The organism is Hoeflea sp. AS60, from assembly GCF_038900115.1.
GTDB lineage: Bacteria > Pseudomonadota > Alphaproteobacteria > Rhizobiales > Rhizobiaceae > Hoeflea.
Genome location: NZ_JBBMQP010000002.1, coordinates 850,863 through 872,210, shown reverse-complemented (window position 1 = coordinate 872,210; position 21,348 = coordinate 850,863). Strand labels below are relative to the sequence as shown.

22 protein-coding genes are annotated in these 21,348 nt (G+C 62.1%); 14 read left to right on the top strand and 8 right to left on the bottom strand.

Translation table 11 applies throughout. From position 1 onward, the window contains the following. Positions 1 to 2: 2 nt before the first annotated feature. From WNZ14_RS14465 to WNZ14_RS14445, 5 genes are all read right to left on the bottom strand, one after another. A complete protein-coding gene (locus WNZ14_RS14465; RefSeq protein ID WP_342869348.1) occupies positions 3 to 1,346 on the bottom strand; it encodes a hypothetical protein in 1,344 nt (447 codons plus the stop codon). Further along, positions 1,315 to 3,162 carry a hypothetical protein gene (locus WNZ14_RS14460; RefSeq protein ID WP_342869347.1) on the bottom strand — a complete coding sequence of 616 codons (1,848 nt, stop codon included), beginning with the start codon at positions 3,160 to 3,162 and terminating at the stop codon, positions 1,315 to 1,317. The genes WNZ14_RS14465 and WNZ14_RS14460 overlap by 32 nt, the downstream gene beginning before the upstream one ends. Positions 3,163 to 3,479: 317 nt before the next feature. Continuing rightward, positions 3,480 to 3,863 (bottom strand): hypothetical protein, encoded by a 384-nt coding sequence (locus WNZ14_RS14455; RefSeq protein WP_342869346.1) that lies wholly within the window; start codon positions 3,861 to 3,863, stop codon positions 3,480 to 3,482. Then, the gene (locus tag WNZ14_RS14450) at positions 3,860 to 5,167 is read right to left on the bottom strand and encodes a recombinase family protein (RefSeq protein WP_342869345.1); all 1,308 of its coding nucleotides are present in this window, start codon (positions 5,165 to 5,167) and stop codon (positions 3,860 to 3,862) included. Before WNZ14_RS14450 ends, WNZ14_RS14455 begins: the two co-directional genes overlap by 4 nt. Continuing rightward, a complete protein-coding gene (locus WNZ14_RS14445) occupies positions 5,164 to 5,616 on the bottom strand; it encodes a DUF2924 domain-containing protein (protein ID WP_342869344.1) in 453 nt (150 codons plus the stop codon). The genes WNZ14_RS14450 and WNZ14_RS14445 overlap by 4 nt, the downstream gene beginning before the upstream one ends. A gap of 395 nt (positions 5,617 to 6,011) precedes the next feature. Between WNZ14_RS14445 and WNZ14_RS14440 the strand changes: the two genes are divergently transcribed. The 10 genes from WNZ14_RS14440 (at position 6,012) to WNZ14_RS14395 (ending at position 15,172) form a co-directional block, all read left to right on the top strand. Continuing rightward, entirely contained in the window at positions 6,012 to 8,192 is a 2,181-nt protein-coding gene (locus WNZ14_RS14440) for a hypothetical protein (RefSeq protein WP_342869343.1), read from the top strand. A 73-nt stretch (positions 8,193 to 8,265) separates the two neighbouring features. Next, positions 8,266 to 8,511, top strand: a complete 246-nt coding sequence (locus tag WNZ14_RS14435; RefSeq protein WP_342869342.1) for a hypothetical protein — start codon at positions 8,266 to 8,268, stop codon at positions 8,509 to 8,511. Between the two features lie 132 nt (positions 8,512 to 8,643). Beyond that, positions 8,644 to 9,324: a sigma factor-like helix-turn-helix DNA-binding protein gene (locus WNZ14_RS14430; protein ID WP_342869341.1), complete on the top strand. Its 681-nt coding sequence runs from the start codon at positions 8,644 to 8,646 to the stop codon at positions 9,322 to 9,324. Between the two features lie 77 nt (positions 9,325 to 9,401). After that, positions 9,402 to 9,605 (top strand): hypothetical protein, encoded by a 204-nt coding sequence (locus tag WNZ14_RS14425; protein WP_342869340.1) that lies wholly within the window; start codon positions 9,402 to 9,404, stop codon positions 9,603 to 9,605. Beyond that, on the top strand, positions 9,602 to 11,947 hold the full coding sequence (locus WNZ14_RS14420) for an AAA family ATPase (protein WP_342869339.1): 2,346 nt from the start codon (positions 9,602 to 9,604) through the stop codon (positions 11,945 to 11,947). Before WNZ14_RS14425 ends, WNZ14_RS14420 begins: the two co-directional genes overlap by 4 nt. A gap of 286 nt (positions 11,948 to 12,233) precedes the next feature. Then, positions 12,234 to 12,632, top strand: a complete 399-nt coding sequence (locus tag WNZ14_RS14415; protein ID WP_342869338.1) for a hypothetical protein — start codon at positions 12,234 to 12,236, stop codon at positions 12,630 to 12,632. After that, the gene (locus WNZ14_RS14410) at positions 12,629 to 12,838 is read left to right on the top strand and encodes a hypothetical protein (protein WP_342869337.1); all 210 of its coding nucleotides are present in this window, start codon (positions 12,629 to 12,631) and stop codon (positions 12,836 to 12,838) included. Before WNZ14_RS14415 ends, WNZ14_RS14410 begins: the two co-directional genes overlap by 4 nt. Beyond that, entirely contained in the window at positions 12,831 to 13,211 is a 381-nt protein-coding gene (locus WNZ14_RS14405; protein ID WP_342869336.1) for a DUF6362 family protein, read from the top strand. Before WNZ14_RS14410 ends, WNZ14_RS14405 begins: the two co-directional genes overlap by 8 nt. Positions 13,212 to 13,622: 411 nt before the next feature. Continuing rightward, positions 13,623 to 14,951: a ParB N-terminal domain-containing protein gene (locus WNZ14_RS14400; protein ID WP_342869335.1), complete on the top strand. Its 1,329-nt coding sequence runs from the start codon at positions 13,623 to 13,625 to the stop codon at positions 14,949 to 14,951. Next, positions 14,948 to 15,172 (top strand): hypothetical protein, encoded by a 225-nt coding sequence (locus tag WNZ14_RS14395; protein ID WP_342869334.1) that lies wholly within the window; start codon positions 14,948 to 14,950, stop codon positions 15,170 to 15,172. Before WNZ14_RS14400 ends, WNZ14_RS14395 begins: the two co-directional genes overlap by 4 nt. 78 nt (positions 15,173 to 15,250) lie before the next feature. Here the strand turns inward: WNZ14_RS14395 and WNZ14_RS14390 are convergent, their stop codons facing one another. The 3 genes from WNZ14_RS14390 to WNZ14_RS14380 form a co-directional block, all read right to left on the bottom strand. Next, a complete protein-coding gene (locus WNZ14_RS14390) occupies positions 15,251 to 15,925 on the bottom strand; it encodes a hypothetical protein (RefSeq protein ID WP_342869333.1) in 675 nt (224 codons plus the stop codon). A gap of 199 nt (positions 15,926 to 16,124) precedes the next feature. Further along, positions 16,125 to 16,670 carry a DUF3489 domain-containing protein gene (locus WNZ14_RS14385; protein WP_342869332.1) on the bottom strand — a complete coding sequence of 182 codons (546 nt, stop codon included), beginning with the start codon at positions 16,668 to 16,670 and terminating at the stop codon, positions 16,125 to 16,127. Between the two features lie 90 nt (positions 16,671 to 16,760). After that, positions 16,761 to 16,985 carry a hypothetical protein gene (locus WNZ14_RS14380; RefSeq protein WP_085378164.1) on the bottom strand — a complete coding sequence of 75 codons (225 nt, stop codon included), beginning with the start codon at positions 16,983 to 16,985 and terminating at the stop codon, positions 16,761 to 16,763. Between the two features lie 111 nt (positions 16,986 to 17,096). On the opposite strand from WNZ14_RS14380, the gene WNZ14_RS14375 reads away from it, so the two are divergent. From WNZ14_RS14375 to WNZ14_RS14360, 4 genes are read left to right on the top strand one after another with little or no spacing between them, the layout of a single operon-like run. Continuing rightward, positions 17,097 to 17,648 carry a hypothetical protein gene (locus tag WNZ14_RS14375; protein ID WP_342869331.1) on the top strand — a complete coding sequence of 184 codons (552 nt, stop codon included), beginning with the start codon at positions 17,097 to 17,099 and terminating at the stop codon, positions 17,646 to 17,648. Continuing rightward, positions 17,596 to 19,602, top strand: a complete 2,007-nt coding sequence (locus WNZ14_RS14370; RefSeq protein ID WP_342869330.1) for a phage terminase large subunit family protein — start codon at positions 17,596 to 17,598, stop codon at positions 19,600 to 19,602. Before WNZ14_RS14375 ends, WNZ14_RS14370 begins: the two co-directional genes overlap by 53 nt. A 2-nt stretch (positions 19,603 to 19,604) precedes the next feature. Continuing rightward, on the top strand, positions 19,605 to 19,814 hold the full coding sequence (locus tag WNZ14_RS14365; RefSeq protein ID WP_342869329.1) for a hypothetical protein: 210 nt from the start codon (positions 19,605 to 19,607) through the stop codon (positions 19,812 to 19,814). Then, positions 19,814 to 21,343 (top strand): phage portal protein, encoded by a 1,530-nt coding sequence (locus WNZ14_RS14360; RefSeq protein WP_342869328.1) that lies wholly within the window; start codon positions 19,814 to 19,816, stop codon positions 21,341 to 21,343. Before WNZ14_RS14365 ends, WNZ14_RS14360 begins: the two co-directional genes overlap by 1 nt. Positions 21,344 to 21,348 lie beyond the last annotated feature (5 nt).

Genomic DNA, 21,348 nt, shown 5'->3' with positions numbered 1-21,348 from the left:
AATTATGAAGCCGTCCTGCGGCTTACCATTCGCGTAGCGTCGGAATACTGGGTCACCAGTCCAGCGGCGATCATCTGAAGTGCCAGCTGCGCCTCATTCTCCTCGAAGATGCTCGCATCTATTGAGTTCACCAGGCCCGATGCCTCGGCGGCACCGCGTCCAACTGCGAGACCGAGACGATCATAAAGAACTTCCGTTACGAATCGCTCGAATGGCATCCCGTGAACTGCCGGAATGGTTGCCAGTACAATCATTTCGAGGGCGTCCACGGAAAACGTAAAGTGCTTTCGCCCCCGCCAAGCGTTTAGGAAGCCATTTGCCGCAGCCGTGGCCCAGAAGAAGCTGCGGATCTTGTTGCGTTGCGCGGACGCGATTCCCGGCTCAGCATGGACGACCGCGCCGACTATGTTGCCGAGAACCTGTTGTAGACAGCGCTGTGATGCTCGCCTCAACTGGGGGCTGCCCGCACCGCAGTCGCAAATGATCGGGCTCTCTGCCATACCGAGGCTGTGTCTGGCCCGTCTGTTCTGCATCAAAACAAGCCAGAGCGCCGTCCACCCCATCACCGCCCGTATCTTTGCCACAGAGGTCGCATCCCCCTGTTGAAGAATATTGAGAATTCCATCGCGGTACACGTTCTCAAAATCATCGAGATTGGCCTGGGTGGCTTTTTCGATATCGTCCACGACAGGTTGTTCGTCTGTTTTGCTCTGTTCGTTGATGAACCCGGCCAAGATTTCCAGCGGGCTCTCGACCGTCGCCGAGTAAAGGAGTTTGAAACCTTCTCGAATGCACTCAAGTCGCATTGTGTCTGGATCAGACCTGAGGATCTTGAACGCTAGAGCCCCGCCGCCGCGAAGGTAGAGTCGCTCGACGCGAATGCTTCCGTATCGCTCCCTTGCGTCCCAGTGAATAAGGGACTGCGTGTACGGGAAGAAATGCGCCCTCGACCATTTCGGTTCCTTGGCACCGCTGGGAATATCCAGCTGAAGGCAGCGAAGAAGTTCCCGCAAGGTCTCTTCTGCGGCGGCGTCATCGAGAAGAACATTGTGCCGTCTGGGGTCATCCTTGAAGCTACTATCCCAAACGAGGCGTCTGCCGAAATCGTGAGATCGGCGCGTGATCTTGACGGTATCTCCGGCGGGAAGAGGATCTTCGCCTGCACCGCAATAGACGAAATTTAATAATTCGAGACCTGGGTAGTGTCCTGCTGCATCAAAATCCAGGACACCCCCAAACAACTCCCGTGAAACCTCAGGGCCTTTCCGGACTTTTTCTGTCGTGTCATCCTGCATGTTCAAGCCAATCGCTGCTTCAAGCTGCACCGACTTGAATGGTGCTGCCATCAATTGAGATGGTCTGGGAACGACCGTCTTTGATCAAATTTATCTGGTCGGACGTTGCCTTGGTGGACTGTGCAATGCGGCCGAGAAATCTTGCGACGCGTCGAATGTCGTGCTCGTAAAATTTCGTCGGCACATGACCCGCTGCCGCTCTCAGGATGCAATCGAAAGTCATGAGATCAAGCAGGAGATCATGGGGTTCATCCCGCTGATCAACGATCCTCAAGACCACATGACGGTCGATCCAGTCGACACTCTCCTTTACATGATGGCGGACCTCTTCACTCTTCCCCCATTTCTTGGAAAGCCATAGCAGATCGACGTTCGCCGACTTGATCCGAGCGGCAAGTATTGCGGTACCCGACATGGACCTTCCGAAGGCAGGATCGACGAGGTGGAGTGTCGGCGTCTGCTCAGAGAATTGAAGGCCTTGGATATGGTGCAGGCCGGCAATCACCCTCTTCTTCAGAAGAGTTCGGGCGGGAACATCCAATTGGTCGTGAACAATCCCGAGAAAGTCAGCACCATATGGGAAACCGAGGTGAGCCATATCCAGCGCATCGTTGCCGATGCCATCGACGTAAGCACGGCGCCTGAGCGCTCTAACTACACGCGTGACATTATCAGCTTCAATCGCCCGCTGCTTCTTGTTGCGAGGGTCTCCGATTATCTCGTCAATTCCATCCGCAGCATCAATCAGTTCCTCATCCGATGTTGCAGGCGCGGGAAACTGCAGGTCCAGCTGGCCGTGAGAGAAGATCTCCTGCTGATTGACAATGCGCTCGTCAATCTCTCGGATAGCTCGCCTTCCCGGATCAAGCTTCGGAAGTTGCTGCATTAGGGGCAGGCGCTTGAGCTGCTCTTTCGAGAGCGTATCCGGAGCCACAAAGGCGAGGTTATAGAATGCGTAGGCCTGCTGCCAGCCTTTCTTACGGCGGCGCCGCATCCGGTGGACGTCCTCGCACTTCAGCCCGCCCGTTAGAATATAGGCAAATGCCATCAGCATATCACGGATGGTTATTACATATCCAATTCGCTCAAGCGTCGCTAACAGAAGGCGTAGCTTTGCCTTTCTCGTTATGGCCGCCTCTTCGGCGCGTTCGGAAAGCAATTCTCTGTTGCGATTTATTGGGCAGGCCTCGCGAGCGTCGCAATCGGCGCAGCTCCTCCACCTCGTACCCGACGTCCAGTCACGAAGTGCCCGGTCACCGAGGGACTGACCATCGGACCCGGCAGCGGTTGACTGATGATTGAGGTTCACAATATGGATGCGGCCATCACGGCTGGCCTTTCCATCATCGAAAGACGACTCAAAACTCTTCAGAAGCTCGGCACAATACTGTCTCGCTCTACTGGAGGAAAGGACGGCACGAAGGCGTCCCTCGTTCGCGCAGATAATGGTAACCGCTTCGTCAGTGTTTGAGTCCTCAACCAACTCGGCCGCGATCTCCGGGGCGAACTCTGAGAAATCCTTGAAAATTCGCAGAGCGCCGGCGGTAGTGGAGCCATCCTTTGGATGGAGGATCTGCCTACCGTCGCATGCTTCGTTGATCAACCTTCTCGCTTCCTCCTCGCCATATCCAAGGAAGCTTTCGATTACTCTGCGACAGAGATGCGTCTTCCCGTGACCTGCATCGCCTGTCAGAACGATTACCCGGGCACCGGAATCTGCCGCATCGAGGACATATCTGAATGCCACCGTTTCGAGGTTGAGTGAGTCGCTGGTGACTTGGTATTCTTCATAAATTTGGTCGTGAGAGGGGTCGAACGGTAGGAACCGTACCAGTCGGTATACGTGAGGGTTTTTGTTCTCTGGCAATCCGCCGCTCCGATACGTCGACAGGTCTCTTTGCATGCAAGAAACAGGGTGCTTGTTGCGAGAGCTTATCGGCATGATAAGCAATTGCAAACCCTATGAAAACAACAATAAGTTTATTCGGCAGGCAACATCGAACACTGCGGTGTACGGGCGAGACCGTCCTGCTCCGGCGAAACGTGCGCAAGCATCGTGTCGCGCATGCCTTCGAGATGTCCCGGCGGACGCCAGTGTTCTGTCCTAAGGCGCTCCGAGAAAGACGCCGCTTCTATACGGAGGCCAAAGCGCCGGAGGCAATTGTTTCTTGCCGTTCACACCTATCACTCGAACGTCCTTGACTGTTCGTGCCACTCCACTGGAAAAGGCGCCAGAAGGCGCACTAATGTCACCTCCAGCCCTTGCCTACCATCCAGGATCGCTTCCACGATGTCCGGCGCGAGCAGCGTGAGCCGGAAAACGCGCGTCATGTAGGACGGCGCGATACCCTCGCGCTCAGCGAGTTCGGCGATGGTCGCGAACTCGCCCGATTCCAGAATCCGCTTCCACCGAAAGGCACGAGCAAGCGCCTTGACCAACGTGTTGTCCATCTTGCGTTGGCTGGATGCCCCTTCCGGCAGCTGCATCTCCTTGCGTCCGCCGCGCTTCACGAGGCGAAATGGGACGTGCACAGTCACGATTTCGGGGATTGCCTTCGGGCTACTCATGCTGCCGCTCCGAGGTCGGCCATCATTTCGCGAGCGAGCCCAATTAAACCGTCCATGCGGAGGCGAACATCGAGGCCATCGATGCCAATGTCGATCCGCTCGACCAGCAGGGCCACGATCCGGGCCTGTTCAGCGGGGAAGAGTTCGCCCCACAGCGGGTCCAACTGTTGCAGGGCCGCGCACGCGTCGGCCTCGGTGGTCTCGTCGTCCTGCGGCCGTGCCGCCTTCCACGTGCCCGCCACGATCTCGGGTTGGCGGAACACGGCTCGGAGCTGGTTAATAACTGCGGCCTCGATCTCCCCTGCGGGAACGCGGCCGATCGGACAGGAGCCGGCTCCATGCTTCAGCACGGTCTGGCTGACGTAGTAGCGGTAGAGCCGTCCGCCCTTGCGGGTGTGGGTGGGCGAAAAGGCCGCGCCGTCGGGGCCATACAGCAGCCCTTTCAGCAGCGCGGGCGTGTCAGCGCGGGTGCGTGCGGCGCGCTTACGCGGGCTTTCTGTCAGGATAGCGTGAACCTTGTCCCATGTATCGCGGTCGATGATCGCCGCATGCTCGCCGGGATAGCTGGTCCCCTTGTGCACGGCCTCGCCGATGTAGACGCGGTTGTTCAGCATCCGGTAGATGAACTTCTTGTCGATCCGGTGGCCGCGGCTGGTGGTTACGCCGCGCGCCGCAAGTTCACGCGCCAGTTCGGTGCCCGAGCCGATCTCGATGAAACGGTCGAAGACCCATCGGACGTGCGCGGCATCACCGGGATTTTCCACCAGCTTGCGGTCCTTCACCTCATAGCCCAACGGCGGGCAGCCGCCCATCCACATGCCCTTGCGGCGCGAGGCGGCAATCTTGTCGCGGATCCTCTCGCCGGTCACCTCGCGCTCGAACTGGGCGAAGCTGAGCAGGATGTTCAGCGTCAGCCGTCCCATAGAGGTGGTCGTGTTGAAGGACTGCGTGACGGAAACGAAGGTGACGCCGTTCCGGTCGAAGACCTCGACCAGCTTCGAGAAATCCATCAGCGACCGCGACAAGCGGTCGATCTTGTAAACCACGACCACGTCGACCAAGCCATCCTCGACGTCGGCCAGCAGCCGTTTCAGGCCGGGACGTTCCAGCGTCCCGCCGGAGATGCCACCGTCGTCATATTGATCGCGGACCAGCACCCAGCCCTCGGACCGCTGACTTGCAATGTAGGCCTCGCACGCCTCTCTCTGGGCGTGCAGCGAGTTGAACTCCTGCTCGAGCCCTTCCTCGGAGGATTTCCGGGTATAGACGGCGCAGCGCAGCTTTCGGACGATTGGTTTAGTCATGCTGATCTCCGGTGGTTTTTCAGCCCGAAGAACACCCAGCCGTTCCAGCGTGTACCGGTGATGGCGCGGGCGATAGCCGATAGCGACTGGTAAGGCCGACCCTGCCATTCGAAGCCGTCTGCGGTGACGGTGACAATCTGTTCGACGCCTTGCCATTCACGGATCAGGCGCGTGCCCACGATGGGTTTCAGATCGGCGCGGATCCGGCTTTTCTTGCGGTCGCCGCCTTCCAGCTGTTCGCCGAGGGCTTCCAGCCGCTTCACCGTTTGCGGTTTCAGCCCGCCATAGGCCAGTTCCTGGATGCGGTAGGCCAGCCGACTTTCCAGATAGCGGCGATTGAACGGCGGTGGCTGGGTCTCGAACAATTCGCGCCACTGCTTCTTCAGGTCTGGTGTCGGCGTGGTCTTCAGCGCGGCCAGTCGCGCGGGGATCGGATCGGGTTTGGTCATGCATTTCTCCGGTGAGTTGGAGTTGCATGACGGCATTGGTCGGCCGGATAGTGTAGGCAATTTTCTCCATTCTGGTCAGAGACTTCGCCCCGTTCCCGCATCCGCAAGCGTACCAGCCCGAGGGCCAGCAGCCCGCACAACTCGGCGCGGCGTTCTGCAGGTGTCATCTGGTCTGGCGGGAATGGGTTGGGTCGTTTCATACGATTTGGGGTCCGACAGAAAGGGGCTACACCAGCAAAAAGCCAGTCGGCCTGCCAAACCGGGACAGCACGCCACAAAACAGATCTTCGATGGCGGATTTTTCGCTTCTAGTTGTGCTGTGGGCTTGTTTTGTTCGGTTGAATCGTCAGATGATTAATCGCCAGATCGTTGTGCAGACGCCAAGTAGGAGGTCCATGTTGGCAAGGTCTTTGTTTCGTGGCGCGCCTGAACTTTCGCGCTTATTTGTTGAGTCGCCGATTGAACTTTTGGGCGAATTTCTTTCGCACCCCCAATTCTCGGTATTCTTGTCGGAAGCTATGTCTGTGGTTCCTGACGACGGAGAGGCGCAAACACGACGCGATGCGATGGCGGAAGCGCTCAAAAAACTTCGCGCGGATCGAACTAACCTAATTGAGGTCGAGGCCCGTCGCGTCATGGCCATGACGGATAAGATGCCTGAGGCAATGCTCAGACGGCTTGGTGAAGACCCCCGTTACGGCGCAAGAGCCGCACTGAGTTCGCAAGTTGCGGCGGAGGTCGGAAGGAGTTTGTGGACCTACCTGAAAGCGGCATCCCTCTTCGAAGCGGCAGAGCGTGCCATGCAGGTGCGGGTGTATCGCGAGCACGGTAAACTCTACGAGGCCTGGTCAGTCGACGCGTCGATCTCCCTGGATGCCAAAGCCGTCGATAATGAAACTCTTGCTGCCGAAATAGCATCTCGGCTGCAGCATGAGGATGGTTGCAAGGTTGAGGCGGTCGACCTACCTGCGGAAAACGGCGAGAGCCGGGATGTCCTTGTCGCAGTGACCTTCTTCGGTGCCTATGCGAGCCAGAAGACGGTCCGCCCGGACAAATCGACGGAAATCTTCTATTTTCGACCGCCAGACGAATTGCTGCTTGTCTATTCACAGGATCGCCGACGAATTGAGGTTTGTTCCCGCGACGTGACAGAGCGCAAGTTGGTCGCGAACATATTTGCGGCAGACACGCTGAAACATGACATTTCGAACAAGCCTCTGACCCAGAAGACCTACAACCTCTCGCGCTTCCGCAATTCACTTAGGCTGTCGATTCCCGACGAAGAGGCGCACCGTGTGCGACGCGCAAACATCACGGAAGTCCAGGTCGCGCTGGGCGACTGGTCGCGGAAGGTCAGTCTCAGCGTTGCGCCGGAGGACGATATCGATGCGATTGCACGTAGCGTGTTCGGCGCGATCATTCCGCAATCAGGGGGTGGCTATGTGACCAAAGTCCGTTTCCACATTGACCATGTGGATGGGCGCGGACGTAAAGGCACGCTGCAGTTTGATGTCTTCGGACGCAACAAGTCCAACATCCAGAGCGAGCGGGATCCAGGCAAGCGGGAACTGGGATATAATCTTCTAGAGGCCTGGGGCGTGCTGGAGCGAGTCGGCGATCTGTCCATACCTCAACGCAAGGAAAAGCTTCCACAATTGTTGGCGCTCTACGATTTCGTCAATGAAAAGGTGTCCGGTCAAACGCTGGACGAACATGACATCGCAGTTGATGAGTTGACCGGCGCTGGGTTCCTCACTCGAAAGGGGTGGTCAGACGTCATTCTGTTCGAGGACGATGAACTCGGCGATGTCGTCCATGACGTCGAGCGCGACAGGACAAGCGACGAGGCCACGTTGACCCTCGTCGAAGGAGGATCCGGGCCGCGGATCCCGGTCGAAGATGTCAGCAAGTACGACATCAGGTTCGACTACCTGCGTGACGCCCTTCGAGATGTGCTCAAGACTACGGGCTTGAAGGGTCGTGTACGTGAGCTGGCAAACCACGTTCACCAGCTAGGGATAGCGCAAATCAGGCTGGCCAGCGTTCCCATCTATCTCGCGCGTGCTCTGTCCGATGACAAGCTGCTCGAAACAGCGGACCGATTGATCCGCGGCGAAAGCAATCGCATCCGGGGCATCGTCTTCGTGCCGCAGGAGGTCCGCTTCCCCTACATCGGCTCTCACGTGGTCCTGAGCCTGAAGGATCATATCGACGCTGAGACCGGCCTGATTGATCCAGAGGCCGTGCGCTCGGCATACGAAGCAGCAATTGATCCGGCCGCGCGCGGCACCGCGGTGCACTTCCGAAAGCAGGGCGATGACGCGGCTCAGATCACTGTCCCCGGTCAGGATCCCCGGATCGTCACGGGGCCGAAAAAAGTGAAGCTCTTCGAGCGTCTCTACATGGCCCATCGCGACCGCGAGCCGGGCGTGAAGCTCGCGATCTTGAAGGAGTATGCCGGTTTTTCCCAGTTGCCTCAGTTATTTGGCGATGAATGGGCCGAGGTTAACGACCGGTACCTGTATTCGCCGCGGCGTGCCTATTGGGCGCTTTGCGCCGAACCCATCTCCGCTTGATCTCCCTTTGGGGGGCTGACCATCTCCGATTCGGCCGGTCAGTAGGGGTGCTCCACATCAGAGGAGCATCCGAATGCCAACTCACCTCCCCTCGCGCCAGGCAGCCCCGACGAGCTGGTCCGGCGCCGCGAAGACCAAGCCCACCACCTCGGACGCGGAATGGCGCTGCACGCGCTGTGACAAGCTGCTCGGCGTCTACCGGGACGGCCGCATGCACCTGCGCTTTGCGCGGGGGCACGAGTACTTCGTGGGCTTTCCGGTCCAGGCCAACTGCCGCGGCTGTGGGACGTTGAACCAGGCGTCCGGCCCCACGCGCTGACGCGCATTCACTCACCCCCTGAAATCACAGAGACGCGCGACGTCCTGACCTGGCCACGAGAAGGCGCTGGACGCCTGGCCGCAAGGCAGGCGTCCAATGTCTTTCGCGTGGCACGAGATCCGTGATCACCTCATGCAATCCTCTTCCACCCTCGGCTTCCAGCGCAGCTTCGATGTGATCCGCAATGCCAACTTGACGATCATGCGGCGCTTCTCTGACCCGGTTTCGGTTCTGGAATTCCTGCATCGAGGCACCGAGGCGCCGGAACGCAAGAACGATGTTCTGGGCGCGCTTGTCGAGGCCGCGCAGGCGGACCATCAGACTGCCAGTTGCGCGCAGACCCTCGTGCTGCTGGCGCTCTGGCCGGGGCTGGATGCAGTCCGGCGGCGGCTGATCTGGCGCTGGAAACTCGCACCCGAGGACGTTGCTGCCGAGGTGATGGGCACCGCGTGCAAGGCGATTGCCGGCATGGACCTGACAAGGGTCGGCCGGATCGCGGCAACCTTGTTGCGCAATGTCGAGCGCGACATTGGCCGCGCCCTGCTGCGCGAGGCTGATCGACACGAGCAACATTCGCCAATCGACCCTGACCAGTTGCCCCTGAACGCTGCCTCCGAAGATCCGCGCGAAAGCGAGGCGAATCTGACGCGCGAGGTCGAAGCGCTGATCGGGCGCGATGCACGGTTGGTCTTGTCGGTCGCCTGGGAGGGGCTGACGCAATCAGAGGCAGGCGCGGCGCTGGGCTTATCGGAGGCGGCTGCGCGCAAGCGGTTTCAGCGCGCCACGCACCGGCTGCGCGATGCCCTGCATTGAGGCCGGATCAGCATGTCCAGATCCGGCGTCGCAACTGGCTTTTGTCAACTGATGCAACCACCCCTCGGAGCCAACTGGTGTTGACGATGCTGAACCTGCCAGAGCCGAAGACGGACGACATGACGCGCATCCCGGGGCTGTTTAGGCGCTGGGAGTTGGCCGAACTGATCCTGCCCGGGCAGTCCTATCATATCGAAGCGGCGGGCAAGGCAGACGACGGGACCCCTTTGTTTGCGGTCTTCAGAGGCGTGGCATCCGACGCCACCGGTCTGCTTGAATGATGCAGGGCGCGAACAATCAGCACCCTTTCGATGATGCCACCGGCCTTGGTGATGGGGGCGGGTTGGCGCCTATCGCACCCGACCCGGCGCAGATCGCCCTCTTTGCCGATACGGTCTTTTCCTGGTGCGAGGGGCTGATCCCCCTGCGCGGCATCGCCGAAAAGGGACTCGATTCCCAAGTCCGGCCTGAAAACACCTGGTGCCCCGCCGATAGCCATGCCGCTGAAGCCATCGGCTCATTCGTGCAGCGCGCCAGCGAGAGCAGGCGTGCTTCCTATGCCATCCCCGGCACGGTCGCTGGCAAGGGCCAGGCGCGGGCTGCGGATGTGCAGCAGATGCAGGCCATCGTGGTCGATCTCGACGACGGCGACATTGAAGCAATCAAGGCCCATCTTCTGCGCCACCTTGGCCAGCCCACGCTTGTGGTCGAGAGCGGCGGGCGCACGGTCGAGGGTCAAGCCAAGCTGCATTTGTGGTGGAAGCTGACCGAACCCGCTGCCGGGGCGGATGTGGACAGGCTGTGTCGCCTGCGTGGCGACATTGCCCTCAAGGTCGGTGGCGACAGGCATTTCGCCTCCGCGCATCAACCCATTCGCATTCCAGGCTCCGTCTATCGCAAGAATGGCGTCAACCGCCTGGTCCGGATCCGCGCCCATGTGCCGGTCGAGTATGACCTCGTCGACTTCATTGCCAAGGTTGCGGAGACGCCGCCCTTGCCGGGGATCGCACTGGCGAAGGGCGAAGAGGTCTTTCAGGGCAAGCCCAGTGTTGACGCGGTGCTGACCACGCCGGTGCGCGAAGGCGGTCAGGATGACTGGTCGCGGTTTCAGGGGGCAAGCGCTGCCATCGGGCATTTCCTGCGCATGGTCCATGACGGGCGAATGTCCAAGGCCGAGGGCTGGACGGCAATCTGCGGCTACAACGTCGCGATGCTGCGGCCCTCCTGGCCGCTGGAGCGGCTTGGGTCAGAAACCGCGCGCCTCTGGGCCTTGCACATCGAGAACCATGGCCCGGAAAAGCCCCAACCTGTGCCCGGGCCATCCGCGTCAAGGCTGGAAGCCTTCTCGCTGGGGGCGCTCATTGATGATGATCGGGAGATGCCTGCGGATCTGATCGCTCCGCGTGTCCTCACCCCAGGGGGGATGCTGGTGCTGGGCGGCGCTCCAAAGGTCGGCAAGAGCGACTTCCTGATTTCATGGCTGGTGCACATGGCGGCGGGTGTGCCGTTTCTCGGCTTCACGCCACCTCGGCCGCTGCGGGTGTTCTACCTGCAGGCGGAAATCCAGTACGATTATCTGCGTGAGCGGTTGAAGCAGATTGCCCTGCCACCTGCCGTAATCGCGGCAGCACGCGACACCTTCTTCGCCACGCCCAAGCTCAACATGCTGCTCGATGGCAGTGGCGTGGCGCGGGCGCGCGATGCGATCTGTGCCGCCTTTCCCGATGCTCCGCCCGACATCATCTGCATCGATCCGATCCGCAACCTTTTCGATGGCGGTCCGCCCAATGCGTCAGGTGGCGGCGGGGGCGAGAACGACAACAACGCGATGATGTTCTTCCTCAAGGACCGCGTCGAGGCGTTGCGCGACGCGGTGAACCCTGACGCTGGCGTCATCCTTGCCCATCACACCCGCAAGGCGGGCAAGCAGCAGGTCAAGGACGACCCGTTTCAAGCCCTTTCGGGGGCCAGCGCGCTGCGCGGCTTCTACACTTCCGGCCTGGTGATGCACCGCCCAGATGAGGACAGCACGGTCCGACGCCTCGAAATCGAACTGCGCAACGGCCCCGCGATCCCCGCCAAGGTCATCGACAAGATCAAGGGCCGCTGGGTCGAGTTGGATCCCACGCATGAACGCCTGGTGCGCGCCGAGGTCAGCGCCAAACACGATGCCGAACGACTGCGCAAGCACGACGTCATCTTGACCACCCTTTTCGAAGAGGCGGCCAATGGCAATCTCTACTCCACCACGCAATTTGCCGAGCAGTTCGAAAACAAGGGGGGCCTTGGCAGCAAACATACCATCCGCGACCGTATCGGGGTTCTGGCGACCAAAGGTCACGTCAAGTTCCTGCGCGATGCCACCAGCTTCGGGTTCCCGCGCATCACCTCCCGATCAGGTTATCTCTGCGTCGAAGGCATGCGGTTCAAGCCGCAGGAAAGCACTGATCCCGAGACCGGCGAAATCATCGAAATCGCACCGCCTGTGTTGCCCAGCCATTACAAATGCCCGCAGTCCGGCGTCACGCTTGAGGTCGAAAACCCCACAGTCTGGGTCTATCCGGAGGCCGAGGAAGAGGCACCCGCGACTTCTCCGCGACTTAAGTCGGAGGTCGCGCCATGACGACTTATCCTCGACTTATTGCATTAAAAACAAATGCTTACGCGAGATCAAGTCACGGAGAAGTCGGACATTTACGCGACTTATCCTCGACTTATTTCCCTTGCAAATTCAATGTGTTACCCCAGAAAAAAGTCGAGGAATGGAAACCCCCATACTACGTATGGGGCGGCCACCCGACAGGTGTGGCCCTCCCCCCCGTACGTAAGGGTCAAGCCCGCGCCCCTCCTTCGTCGTCTGTCCCGGCAATTCGAACACCCCATCCGGTCAGAATCCGAAGGAGACAGCCATGACCAATCTTGCAATCGCCACACCCAACAGTCCCGCCGCCCGTGCGGCTCATTCCTGCGGCTTGCTCGCCGTTTGTCCGGCCGCCATGACAGGCTGGAGCCTGCGCGAGGCTGATGGCTTGATCACCGCGATCAGCCTCGTCGGCCTGCCGCCCTTCCTCGCAACCGCCATGCATCCCGTCTGCGCGACTACTTTGCAGGCTTGGGCGGCGCGGCTCGGCATTGCCTGTGATCTGGTGACCTACGTCGAACTGTTGACCGAAGGCAATCAAGTCGATGCCCATGAGGCCGCAGAGCGGGCCTCGCGGGCCTCTGCGTTTAGCCCGGTCTGCCAATCGGAAGCCCTCGCCATTATTGCCCTTGAGCGGTTGATCACGACGCAGGAGGGCACGGTATGAGCCGGATGACATATCTTCCCCGCGGCTACGGCGGCCAACGCCGCGACCCCGAACAGGTCAAGCGTGAAGGTTGGCAGGAACAGGGCGTGCTGGCGGTCTCGGCCGAAGACGAGCGTCTGACCTGGCCCGAGCGCGAACTGGTCCGTCAACTTGGCGAGAAGCTCTACGGGCCGCGCCCCGTTGGAAAGGAACCACACCATGGCTGACCGCACCTGGACCGCCGAAGGCGTGGCCGACCACTTCGAGGAAGCGTTCCGCACCCTGCGCAAGCTGCCCCCGGTCAAGGCGCAGGGGTACTTCAACACCTGGCCCGACATCGTCCGCACCAGTCGCGAGATCGCGGCGATGGAACCGCAGCCCATGCGGGTCTGGCCTTCGGCGGCGGCCATCACCCGGCTGGAGCAGACCTCGGACTGGGTGCTGTGGATCGAGGAAGCCGAACGCAAGCTCGTGTGGTCGCGGGCGGCCCGCGTGCCTTGGAAGCAGATCAGCGGCGAGATGGGCTGCGACCGCACCACGGCATGGCGGCGCTGGCAACTTGCGCTGACCAAGATCGCGGCGCGCCTGAATGCCCAGTGACTCCAATGTGTTGCAACACTTTTCTGTTCGACACATGCAACATGATCGTGCTATCCGTAAGGCAACATGGGGAGAGTGCGCCGAAGGGCTCGCCCTCCCCTTTGCTTTGACGCGGATGCCGATGGTTTCCGGGATCCAGCCGGGGTCCAGCCTGCTAACCCACTGATTTCTGGTTCCTTCCTGGCGATATTCGTATGCTGGCGGGCGAAGCGCGGCACATCGCTAGCGACAGAGCCGGATTTTTGGGAAGCCACCCAGAAGCCGGATCCACCTGCACACTTCTGAAAACCACAAGAAAACAAATGCTTGGCACTGAACATCCTGGTTGCCGCTGGACCCCGCGCGGAGTCCAGGCTGACAACCGGTGTCCGGAGTCCACGGTATCCACCCCATTGAGGCGATCCGACAATCATGACGCTGAGCTTTGCCCCCGATGCGATCGAGCAGTGGCCGCTTTCGCGCCTCCAGCCCTACGCGAAGAACGCAAAGGCGCATGGTGCGGATCAGGTTGCGAAGATCGCCGCCAGCATGGCGGAGTTCGGCTGGACTGTACCTTGTCTGGTTGCGGACGACGGCGAGCTGATCGCGGGCCATGGTCGCGTGCTGGCTGCCACGCAACTGGGGCTGACCGAAGCGCCGGTGATCGTGCTGGGGCACCTGAGCGAGGCGCAGCGCCGCGCCTACCGGATCGCAGACAACAAGCTGACCGAACTCGGCACATGGGATGAGGCGCTGCTGTCGGCGGAACTGAACGATCTGCTGGCCGAGGATTTTGATCTGTCGCTGGTGGGCTTCTCGGACGGCGAACTCGACAAGCTCTTGGCCTTTGTTCCCGAGGGGAACTGTGAAGAAGGTGGCGCCGGGGGCTCCGTGCCGCCGGTGACCATCCCCGAGCCGCCGCGCAACCCGGCCTCGCGCGCGGGCGATCTCTGGATCCTCGGCGACCACCGGCTGCTCTGCGGCGACGCAACCAGCCATGAAGACGTCCGCCGCCTGATGAACGGCGAGCGGGCCATCCTGTTCGCGACCGACCCGCCGTATCTTGTGGATTACGACGGATCGAACCATCCGACCAGGAACAAGGACTGGTCAGCGTCCTACGGCACGACCTGGGATGACAGTTCGCAGGGAGCCGAGCTCTACGACGGCTTCATCGCCGCTGCTGTGGCAGAGGCAATTGCCGAAGACGCCGCCTGGTATTGCTGGCACGCCTCCCGCCGCCAGGCGATGCTGGAAGCCTGCTGGGAAAAGGCTGGGGCCTTCGTTCACCAGCAGATCATCTGGGTGAAGGACCGAGGGGTTCTAACCCGGTCGCATTACCTTTGGAAGCACGAGCCGTGCTTTATGGGCTGGCGCCGTCCGAACCGCCCGCCGAAGGTTGCCAAAGAAACTCTGCCATCGACATGGGCACTGCCCAGCTTTGCCAAGGATGACCGGCCAGACCATCCGACGCCGAAACCGCTCGACGCCTTCGGGATCCCGATGCGTCAGCACGTCGCCCGCGGCGGCCTCTGCTACGAGCCGTTCTCCGGTTCTGGCTCGCAGATCATCGCAGGCGAAGCCAACGGCCGCCGCGTCTTTGCGATGGAGATCAGCCCCGCCTATGTCGACGTCGCCGTGGAACGCTGGCAGGCGGACACGGGGCGCGAGGCGGTCCTCGACGGCGATGGCCGGACCTTCGCGCAGGTGAGAACCGAGCGGCTGGGCGAGACTTCGAAGGATCAGGACGCGGCGGCATGAAACAGTCGCGCCTCATGTCGCTGGTCGAGGCCATCGCCAACGTCGCGGTGGGCTACGGCGTCACGGTGGTTACACAGATCCTGATCTTACCGGTATTCGGGCTGCACACGACGCTGGCGCAGAACCTGAAGATGGGCGCGGTGTTCACGTTGGTGAGCATCGCGCGGTCTTTTACGCTGCGGCGACTGTTCGAGGCGATTAGAGTTAGCAAAACACAGTAGGACAGCACTGAGCGACGCAGCATTTTAGTGATGGTTGACGCGCATCCGCTCAAACAATATGGCGCCGCTCAATGTTTGTCAGCGTTTCCAACGTGCTTTGATCAAATGGCCATCGAGCCAATCCGCAAGCTTCTCTGTTTCCTCGATTGCTGCATAAAGCTGATCCCGTGACACGTGTACTGCCGGGCTCAAGAACGAGAGATTTGCGAGATCGGCATCACTAAACATCGAACGATCTTGTTCACTCATGAAAAACAGAGAAGTATGCTTTTCTATATCTGCCTTGGAGTGGGTAACTCGCATTGACGTTATCTCTTCTGGATGCTGATCTCTATTACGCGCTAGCGTGATCTGCTCAACCAAACCGAGATCTGCTGGGCAATCTAGGCGTGAAATTTGAAGAACCTGCTCATAGCAATTCATGTACCCTTCAATAAAGCCTCTCTGAAATGCCTTCTTTCGCTCGCCCTTTTCCCACTGCACGCCGATTTGTTTCTCCCAGGTTCTGAAAAATAGCTGCAGTGAGGGTGAAAGCATCGACAAGCAGGTACGACCCAGTAACTCAAGGCCTTCCGATGCCTCGAGCCACTCGACTAGATACGCTGGCTCACCATCTTCGCTGTATGGAGGGTTATCAAATGGCGGCAGCCTGTCATCAATGGCCTTCATGATCCCATCAAACGGACCAGCGGCCGTATCATAGAACTGCCTGATGAACCGGGTGCGCTCTCTGAAAAAATGCAATACGTCCATGCGAGGCCCAATTCCATAGAGTGGCCGCTGCCTCAACGAAGCGCGGCGTATTCGATCGCGTCGGTTCTATTACCGTAGGTTGCCCTTTCACCAGAATCCGTACAAGAGCAGATAGCCACAATTAAAAAGCGACAACTCTCCGAAAGAACTGCCGCCGCCCCGGAGGACGGCGGCCATCAACTTGTCGGGGTCCGGTGCGTCAGGCGGCAGGGAGTTTGTACACGCGCCCCCGCCCCTCGACCTTCTCCGAGGTGACTTCGAGCCCGAGCTTCTTCTTCAGCGCCCCTGCCATCGCCCCGCGCACCGTATGCGACTGCCAGTTCGTCGCGGCCATGATCTCCTCGATGGTCGCGCCGTCCGGCGCGCGCAGCATCGCGATCAGCGTGGCCTGCTTGGTGCCCTCGCGCGGCGTCCGCGCCTTGGGCGCAGCCTCTGTTTCGGTGGGGGTGTCCGGCGCGCCCACTGACGCGGTGTTCGCGTTCTCGGGCTCGATGCCGATGGCGGCGAGGCCCGCGTCGGTGGCGACCAGCGTGACGCCATGGCCGTCGCCGGTCTCGCGCCAGACGGGCTCGCCCTTGCGCATGTCGGCATCGACCTCTTCGAGGAAGCCCTTGGCGAGCATCGCGCCGACCACCTTGGCGGCGGCGCCGCCGCGCAGGCTCTCGGGCAGCGGCAGGGCAATGTGTTCGGGCCGCTGGGCGGCTGCGCTCAGGGTCAGGGCTTGGGTGTCGGAAAGTTGAGTCATCGTCGTCTCCTGTATCGGGGCGCGCGGGATGCGTGCCCTTCTACTAGGTCGAGCCCGCCAGTCGGCGGGCGGGACCGGGAGCGGGTCGTCTCACTCGGCGTGTTCGCCTTCGCTGAAGGCCATGTCGGTGATCTCGCGCAACTTGGCGCGGTAGTGGTTCAGGGTGCCGACATGGCCCCAGTTAATCTCGTCGGGGCTGGTCTCGAAATGGTCCGCGCTGAGGGCGGCGAGCCGCTCCAGCATCGCGTCGATCTCGGTCTTCGCGGCGATGAAGGCATCGAGGGCCTTTGTGTTGTCGGTGGCGCGGCGGGTCATCGTGGTGGCTCCGTGGTGAGTTGCATCGTCCATGTGGAGACACGTTCACTCTGTCCGCGCCGCTTATCAACTCGATAAGCGCATGATCTTGAACAATAATCGGAGCCGTCGATGCAGGGCATGAGCGAGCGCCAGTACGCCGCCCATGTCGGGCTGTCGCGGGGCGCGATCCAGAAGGCAAAGACCGCCGAACGGCTCGTGCTGTTTCCCGACGGTTCCATCGACGCTGCGGCCTCAGACCGTCGGCGGGCGGAGACGACGGACCCGTCGAAGACCAAGAAGCCACCTGCGCCGAAGCTGAAACCCGTCCCCGCGGCGGCGGTGGCCGCAGTCGGCGACACGTTGCGCGAACAGGGTCTGGCGGTCGGCGGCGGCACGACCTTCCTGCAGGCCAAGACGGCGAACGAAGTGCTGAAGGCGCAGGAGCGGCGCATCCGGCTGCAGAAGCTCAAAGGGGAACTGATCGAGCGGGCCCGCGCGCTGGCGCTGGTGTTCCGGCTCGCGCGGGAGGAACGGGATGCATGGGTGAACTGGCCCGTGCGCGCGGCGGCGCTGATGGCGGCCGATCTCGGCGTAGAGCCTGCCGCCATGCAGAAGGCATTGGAGAAACATGTACGCGCCCACCTCGACGATCTCGCCGAGGTCCGGCCCGACTTCCGATGAGAACGGCGATGGCCTGACCGACTTCGACGGCGCGGGTGAGATCCTGCGCGCCTGGGGCAACGGGCTCCGGCCCGACCCTGACCTGACAGTCTCGGAATGGGCGGACCGGCACCGGATGCTCTCCGGCCGCGCCTCGGCCGAACCGGGACGGTATCGGACCGTGCGCACGCCCTACATGCGCGAGATCATGGATCGCCTCTCGCCCGGCGACACGATGCAGCGCATCGCATTTATGAAGGCCGCGCAGGTCGGCGCGACCGAGGCCGGAAACAACTGGATCGGCTTTGCGATCCACCAGGCGCCGGGTCCTATGCTGGCGGTTCAGCCGACGGTCGAACTGGCCAAGCGCAACTCGCGCCAGCGGATCGACCCGCTGATCGACGAAAGCCCGGAACTGCGGAACCGGGTCAAACCCGCGCGGTCCCGCGATGCGGGTAACACGATGCTGTCCAAGGAATTCGCGGGCGGCATCCTCATCATGACCGGGGCGAACTCGGCCGTCGGGCTGCGCTCGACCCCGGCGCGTTACATCTTCCTCGACGAGGTCGACGCCTATCCGGCCTCGGCCGACGAGGAAGGCGATCCGGTCACGCTGGCCGAGGCGCGGTCGTTGACCTTCGCGCATCGGCGCAAGGTGTTCCTGGTCTCTACCCCGACAATCCGGGGTCTGAGCCGGATCGAACGGGAATACGAGGCGAGCGACCAGCGGCGGTTCTTCGTGCCGTGCCCCCATTGCGGCGCGACGCAGTGGCTGAAGTTTGACCGGCTGCGCTGGCAGCAGGGGCGGCCGGAAACGGCGGAATATCACTGCGAGGGCTGCGACGCGGCAATCGCGGAACACCACAAGACGGCGATGCTGGAAGGCGGAGAATGGCGGGCAACCGCCACGGCCGCGGATCCGACCACGGTCGGCTATCACCTCTCGGCGCTCTATTCGCCGATCGGCTGGCTCAGTTGGGAGCGGATCGTGCGGGCATGGGACGCGGCGCAGGGGTCGGACGAGGCGATCAAGGCGTTCCGCAACACGATCCTCGGCGAGACATGGGTCGAGACTGGGGAAGCACCGGATTGGCAGCGGCTCTACGATCGTCGCGAGCGCTGGAACTCTGGCACGGTGCCAGCGGGCGGACTGTTCCTGACCGCGGGAGCCGACGTTCAGAAGGACCGGATCGAGGTCGATGTCTGGGCCTGGGGTCGCGGGCTCGAAAGCTGGCTCGTCGATCACGTTGTCATCGAAGGCGGGCCCGACCGGCATGACTCGTGGTCGGAGCTGACGGCACTATTGGATCGGTCCTGGCTGCATGAACGCGGCGCGCATCTACGTATCGCCCGGCTGGCCATCGACACCGGCTACGAGGCCCCGGCGGTCTATTCCTGGTCGCGGGCGCAGGGATTTGCGCAGGTGTCGCCGGTCAAGGGCGTCGAGGGATTCAACCGTTCGAGCCCCGTCTCGGGGCCGACCTTCGTGGATGCGACCGAGGGAGGCAAACGCCTGCGGCGCGGGGCGCGGCTCTGGACGGTGGCGGTATCGACCTTCAAGGCCGAGACCTATCGCTTCCTGCGGCTGGAACGGCCGACCGATGAGGACATGGCCAATGGCGCGGCTTTCTCACCCGGCACGGTCCACCTGCCGCATTGGATCGAGAATGAATGGCTGAAGCAGTTCGTGGCCGAACAACTGGTGACCGTGCGCACGAAACGCGGGTTCGCCCGGCTGGAATGGCAGAAGCTTCGGGAACGCAACGAGGCGCTGGACTGCCGGGTCTATGCCCGCGGCGCCGCCTGGATCGCGGGCGCAGACCGCTGGCCCGACGAGAAATGGCGCGACCTCGAGGATCAGCTCGGGGCAGCGCCCACCGACAGCGATGCAGCCGGGCAGATCAACCGGCAGGGACAGGCCCCGCAGGGCAAGCGCCGCTCCGACTGGCTCGGGCGGCGCGAAGGATGGTTTTGAGCATGATGGACTGGACGGAAACCGAGCTCTCGGCGCTGCGCCGGGCCTATGCCAGCGGCACGACCCGGGTCAGCTATGATGGCAAGTCGGTGGATTACGGCTCGGCCGTGGATCTGCTCGCGCGGATCCGAACCATCGAGCGCGCCATCGCGGGCGTCAGCCGACCGCTGCCGGTGGCCGGTCTGGCGGGCTTCTCGCGCGGGGACCGCTGATGTCGGCGACTTGGTTTGACCACGCCATCGCAACGGTGGCCCCGCGCATGGCCGCGCGCCGCGTGATGGCGCGTCAGGCCTTCGAGACCCTGACGCGGGGCTATGATGGGGCTGCGCGCGGGCGGCGGACCGAGGGCTGGCGGGCGCCGGGATCCTCCGCCGACACCGAGATCGGTGTGGCCGGGGCGCTCTTGCGCGACCGGATGCGTGATCTGGTGCGCAACAACCCGCATGCAGCCAAGGCTATCGCGGTGCTGGTCAACAACATCATCGGCGCGGGCATCATGCCCCGTGCCGCCAGCGGCGACGACACGCTGGACCGGAAGGTCGATACCCTGTTCGAACGCTGGACGGCGGAGTGCGACGCCGACGGCCAGCTCGACTTCTACGGGCTGCAGACGCTGATCTGCCGCGAGATGGTCGAGGCGGGCGAGGTGCTGGTGCGCCGCCGCCTGCGGCGAACCACGGACGGTTTGCCGGTGCCGCTGCAATTGCAGGTGCTGGAAGCCGACTTCCTCGACGCCACCAAATCCGGCGCCATCGGCGCGGGGCGGCTGGTGCAGGGGATCGAGTTCGACCCGGTCGGCAAACGTCGGGCCTACTGGCTGCACGCTGAACATCCCGGCGACGCCTATGGCGCATTGCAGAATGGTCTGCAGAGCCGCCCGGTCCCCGCGACCGAGATCGCCCATGTCTACGAGAAGCAGCGCACGCAGGCGCGCGGCGTTCCCTGGGGCGCGCCGGTGATCAGATCCCTGCGCGATCTCGACGACTACGAGGTGGCGGAACTGGTCCGCAAGAAGACCGAGGCCTGTGTCACCGCCATCGTCTTCGGCGACGACGAGGCGCAGCAGGGTATCGCGCCCTCCGTGGTCGATGCCGATGGCAACCGCGTCGAACAGTTCGAGCCGGGGCTCATCGCCTATGCGCGGGGCGGCAAGGACATCCGCTTCAACCAGCCTTCGGCGACCGGCGGCTATGGCGAATACAAACGGGCCAGTCTGCACACGATCTCGGCCGGGTTCCGGGTCCCCTATGAGTTGCTGACCGGGGACCTCAGCCAGGTGAACTATTCCTCGATCAGGGCGGGGCTCGTCGAATTCCGCCGCCAGATCGACGCCGTCCAATGGCAGCTCTTCATTCCGATGTTCTGCGCGCCGGTCTGGCGCTGGTTCACCGAGGCCGCATGGGCGGCAGGTCAGATCCCGACGCCGGACGTGCCGGTCGAATGGTCGCCGCCGAAGTTCGAGGCCGTTGATCCGCAGAAGGACGCGATGGCGAACCTGCTGTCGATCCGATCCGGCACCATCACGCTGGCCGAGGTGATCGCCCGGCAGGGCCGGAACCCCGACGCCGTCTTGGCCGAAATCGCCGCTACCAACGCCAAGCTCGACGCGCTTGGGCTAGTTCTCGATAGCGATCCGCGCCGAGTCACCAAGACCGGCAGCGCCCAAACCAGCGATCCGGCGAATGATCCCACCGCCGACAACCCGGCTACCGATCCGGCGCAGGCCGACCAACAGGATTGACCAAA